Consider the following 4,490-nt stretch of genomic DNA (forward strand, 5'->3'; position numbering starts at 1 on the left):
CAGGGGTATCGACAAGAGAACATCACCGTGCGCTGAGAAGAGGCCACCGATGGCATCACACAGCACGAGCGGGGCTGCGGAAACCGCGGAGCGCCGGCCCGCCTTCGAGGTGCGGTCGATCGACTACGTCCCGCTCAACGAACGCCATGGCAAGCTGTGGCACCTGGGGCCCCTGTGGTTCATGAGCAACGCCCAGATCGCCACCCTCGCGGTCGGCGTCCTGGGCGTGACCACCGGCGGCAACCTCATCTGGTCGCTCATCGCGATCGTGCTCGGGGTCCTGACCGGCACGTTCTTCATGGCGGCCCACTCCGCGCAGGGGCCACAGCTGGGGCTGCCGCAGATGATCCAGTCCCGCCCCCAGTTCGGCTACGTGGGCGCCATCCTGGTCTGGCTCTTCGCCTACCTGCAGTACGCCGGGTTCAACGTCTTCAACACCCTGCTCGCGGCGGACTCGGCGCACGCCACGGTCCACGGCGGGACGTCGGTGTGGATCGTCGTCGCCACCATCGTCGCCGCGGTCGCCGCCATCGCCGGCTACGACTTCATCCACAAGATGGAGCGTTGGCTGGCCTACGGCTTCGTGGTCCTGTTCGGGATCCTCACCATCGCCTTCTTCACCTTCGGCTTCCCGGCCGGGTCGTTCGACCTCGGCCACTTCGACCTGGCGCCGTTCCTGCTGCAGTACTCCGTCGTGGCGGGCTACCAGATCAGCTGGGCGATCTACGTCTCGGACTACTCGCGCTACCTGCCGCCGGACGTCACCGTCAGCAAGACCTTCTGGTGGACCTACGGCGGCTCCGGCCTCGGCGCGATCTGGATCATGAGCCTGGGCGCCGCCCTGGCAGCGTGGGCGGGCAAGGCGTTCGACGCCATCCCGTCCCTGGAGTCCGCCGGCAACCAGGTCTTCGACGGCTTCGGTGCGGTCATCCTGGTCTTCTCGGCCCTGGGCCTCATCTCGGTCACGGCCCTGAACATGTATGGCGGTTCGCTCACCCTGATCAGTGCCTCCGACTCGTTCAAGCGGATCCGGCCCACGCTGGGCGCCCGGATCGTCACCATCTCCCTGACCGCGGCCATCTCCCTGGTCGGCGCGCTCGCCAGCACGAAGTCGTTCCAGACCAACTTCGAGAACTTCCTGCTGCTGGTGCTGTACCTGTTCATCCCCTGGACCGCGGTCAACCTGGTCGACTACTTCATCGTCCGGCACGGCCACTACGCGATCGAGGAGATCTTCAACCCCACCGGCATGTACGGTCGATGGGGCTGGCGTGGCATCGCTGCCTACCTGATCGGCTTCGCGGCCATGGTCCCGTTCTTCAGCACCGGCCTCTACACCGGACCGGTGGCCGAGGCCGCCAAGGGGGCGGACTTCTCGCTCTTCGTCGGCCTGCCGGTCTCCGCGGTGCTGTACTGGCTGTTCTGCCGCAACCTGGACATCGAGGCCGAGGTCGCCGTGGCGACCAAGGAGCGCGAGGAGCTGGAGTACGAGGCGGTCCACCACATGCGGCCCGAGCCTGGCCACGGCCCGCACCCCGGGTGAGCGGCGGTGCCGTGGACGCGTGGGCAGCCGCGGAGTCGCTCCGTCGCGGCGAGGTGACCTCACAAGAGCTGGTCGAGCGCTCGCTGGAGCGCATCGCCCGGTTCGAGGGGGTGGTCAACGCCTTCACCGTCGTCCTGGCGGACCAGGCACGCGCCCGGGCGCGTGAGGCCGACGCCCTCCACGCCGCCGGTGCCGGCGAGCAGCTGCTGCTGGGGGTCCCGATCTCGGTGAAGGACCACATCTGGCTGGCCGGGGCGCCGGCGACGAACGGCTCGGGGACCCTGCGCGACTTCGTCCCCGACGTGGACGCCGTCCCCGTCGCCCGGCTCAAGGCCGCCGGCGCGGTGGTGGTGGGCAAGACCAACAACCCGGAGTTCTGCTACCGCGGGTTCACCGACAACGAGGTCTTCGGCCTCACCCGCAACCCCTGGGCGACGCACGCCACCCCGGGCGGCTCCAGCGGCGGCGCCGGGGCCTCGGTGGCGTACGGGGCGACGCCCATCGCGATCGGCACCGACGGCGGTGGGTCGATCCGCATCCCCGCGGCCTTCTGTGGGGTGGTCGGGCACAAGCCCACCTTCGGGCTGGTGCCCAAGCTGCCGGGCTTCCGCGGCTGGCCGAGCCTGTCGGTGGACGGCCCGCTCACCCGCTCGGTGCGGGACGCGGCGCTGGCGCTGCACGTGATGGCCGGACCCGCGCCGGCGGACGACCTGACCTGGCCGGTGGACGTGGGCGACCTGCTGGGTGCCGTGACACGGCCGGTGGACTGGTCGACGCTGCGGGTCGCCGTGTCGGAGGACCTGGGGTGGGCCCCGGTCGAGCGGTCGGTCCGGGCCGCCTTCCGGGACGCGGTGGGCCGGCTGGTGGACGACGGAGCCCGGGTGACCGAGGCCCGCCCGGACGCCCCGTACCCGACGCAGCTGTGGAACGACCTGGCACTGCCCGAGGGCTTCGCCTCCGAGGGACCGCTCCTGGAGGAAGCCGGCGACCTGATCTCCGCGGGCACCCGCGAGATCATCGAGGCCGGGCGGGCGGCCAGCGCCCGTGACTACCTCGACGCCCTGGAGCGGCGGCGCGGCTACCGCCAGCACTGGGAGCGCTTCTTCGAGGACCACGACGTCCTGCTGACACCGTCCATGCCCCTTCCCGCCTTCGGCACCGACGTGACCTCGCCGGCGGCGATCGACGGGGTCCCGGTTGACCCCTTCTTCGACGACTGGTGTGCGCTGGCGCTACCCGCCAACCTCACCGGCGGCCCGGCGTGTGCCGTCCCCACGGGCTGGGAGCCCTCGGGGCTGCCGGTTGGCATGCAGGTGATGGGTCCGCGTTGGGCCGATGCGCGGGTGCTGCAGGTGGCCGCCGCCTGGGAGCGGCTCGCCCCCTGGGGCCACCGGTGGCCCACTCCCACCGAGGCGTCTTCGCCCGACCGGGCATGACCGTCGCGACCGCAGGAAGGTGAGAGTGTGGTGGACATGACCTCCTCTACCCCTCGGGGCCCGGTGGACGCCACCGCGGTGCCCCGGTTCGGCGGACCGGCGACCTTTGCCCGTCTTCCCCGGCTCGACGAGGTGGGCCGCGCCGACGTGGCCGTGGTCGGAGTCCCCTTCGACAGCGGCGTCAGCTACCGCCCGGGTGCCCGGTTCGGCCCGGCGCACGTGCGCGCGTCCTCCAAGCTGCTGCGCAACTACAACCCCGTGCTCGACGTCGAGCCGTTCGGCGTGCAGCAGGTGGCCGACGCCGGGGACATCGCCTGCAACCCGTTCTCCATCGACGAGGCGGTCCAGCAGGTCGACCTGGGTGCGCGGGCGGTGCTGGAGCACAGCACGCGCCTGTTGACCATCGGCGGCGACCACACCATCGCGCTGCCCCTGCTGCGGGTCATGCGCGAGATCCACGGTCCGGTCGCTGTCGTGCACTTCGACGCCCACCTGGACACCTGGGACACCTACTTCGGTGCCCCCGTCACGCACGGCACGCCCTTTCGCCGGGCCAGTGAGGAAGGGCTCATCGACCAGACCGGCAGCATCCACGTCGGCATCCGCGGCCCCCTCTACGGCCCGTCGGACCTGGCCGACGACCAGGCGCTCGGCTTCCAGGTCGTCGGCTCCCACGAGATGGATGACCTGGGGTGGCGTGGCGTGGTCGAGCGGGTCCGGGCCCGGGTCGGTGACCGACCGACATACGTCTCCCTCGACATCGACGTGCTCGACCCGGCATTCGCGCCAGGAACCGGCACGCCGGAGGCGGGCGGCCTGACCAGTCGCGAGCTGCTGAACATCCTGCGCTCGTTCAGCACGCTCAACCTGGTCGGGGCCGACATCGTCGAGGTGGCGCCCGCCTACGACCACGCGGAGGTGACCGGCATCGCGGCCTCCCACGCGGCATACGAGCTGATCAGCGCCATGGCTCCCGGCGGTGAGGCAGGCCGGCGTCCGCACGTGACCGCGTCGACAACCGGGCTCGGCGGCTGAGGCGGGGCGGCCCGCCACGAGGTCGTGACGGGCCGCTTCCCCTGGTTCAGGTGGTGAGGACCATCCGGAACCGCGCCTTGCCCTCCATCATCTTCTCGAACGCGGAGGCGGCGTCCGTCAGTGGCGCCGTCTCGACCATCGGGCGGACTCCGGTCAGCGCGGCGAAGCGCAGGGTGTCCTCGCTGTCCTTCGCCGTTCCTGAGGCGTGCCCGGCAACGGAGCTGCTCTTCATGATGAGGTCCACGGCGGGCACGTTCAGCGGGTCCTCCGGGACGCCGACGATGACGAGCTGGCCGCGGTGCCGAAGACCACCCAGGGGGGCCGTGGTGGCGTCGGCGTTGGTGATCGTCGACAGCACGGTCGCCGCGCCACCCAGCTTGGTGAGCTCCTCGGCGACGTCGACAGCGGTGCTGTCCAGGTAGTGGTGCGCCCCGAGCTGTTTCGCGAAGTCGCCCTTCTCGGCACCGCGGGCGATC

The 4,490-nt window shown here is 71.1% G+C and carries 4 protein-coding genes; 3 read left to right on the forward strand and 1 reads right to left on the reverse strand.

Annotation, left to right across the window (positions count from 1 at the left end; translation table 11 throughout):
- Window positions 1-49 precede the first annotated feature (49 nt).
- The 3 genes from VF825_RS13295 to speB are packed head-to-tail and all read left to right on the forward strand — an operon-like array spanning window position 50 to window position 4,014.
- A complete protein-coding gene (locus VF825_RS13295) occupies window positions 50-1,543 on the forward strand; it encodes a purine-cytosine permease family protein (protein ID WP_331114055.1) in 1,494 nt (497 codons plus the stop codon).
- Window positions 1,544-1,596: 53 nt separating this feature from the next.
- Window positions 1,597-2,979 (forward strand): amidase, encoded by a 1,383-nt coding sequence (locus tag VF825_RS13300; RefSeq protein ID WP_331114057.1) that lies wholly within the window; start codon window positions 1,597-1,599, stop codon window positions 2,977-2,979.
- A gap of 36 nt (window positions 2,980-3,015) precedes the next feature.
- The gene (gene speB / locus VF825_RS13305) at window positions 3,016-4,014 is read left to right on the forward strand and encodes an agmatinase (RefSeq protein ID WP_331114059.1); all 999 of its coding nucleotides are present in this window, start codon (window positions 3,016-3,018) and stop codon (window positions 4,012-4,014) included.
- A 46-nt stretch (window positions 4,015-4,060) separates the two neighbouring features.
- On the opposite strand, the gene VF825_RS13310 is transcribed toward speB, so the two are convergent.
- Window positions 4,061-4,490 (reverse strand): zinc-binding dehydrogenase (locus tag VF825_RS13310; protein WP_331114062.1); only part of this gene is annotated, 430 nt, incomplete at its 5' end.

Origin of the sequence: Oryzihumus sp. (genome assembly GCF_036391795.1) — a bacterium.
GTDB lineage: Bacteria > Actinomycetota > Actinomycetes > Actinomycetales > Dermatophilaceae > Oryzihumus.

Excerpts from the sequence above, each read along its gene's own strand:
- speB (WP_331114059.1), top strand. The coding sequence starts at position 3,016 with ATGACCTCCTCTACCCCTCGGGGCCCGGTGGACGCCACCGCGGTGCCC.
- VF825_RS13295 (WP_331114055.1), top strand. The coding sequence starts at position 50 with ATGGCATCACACAGCACGAGCGGGGCTGCGGAAACCGCGGAGCGCCGG.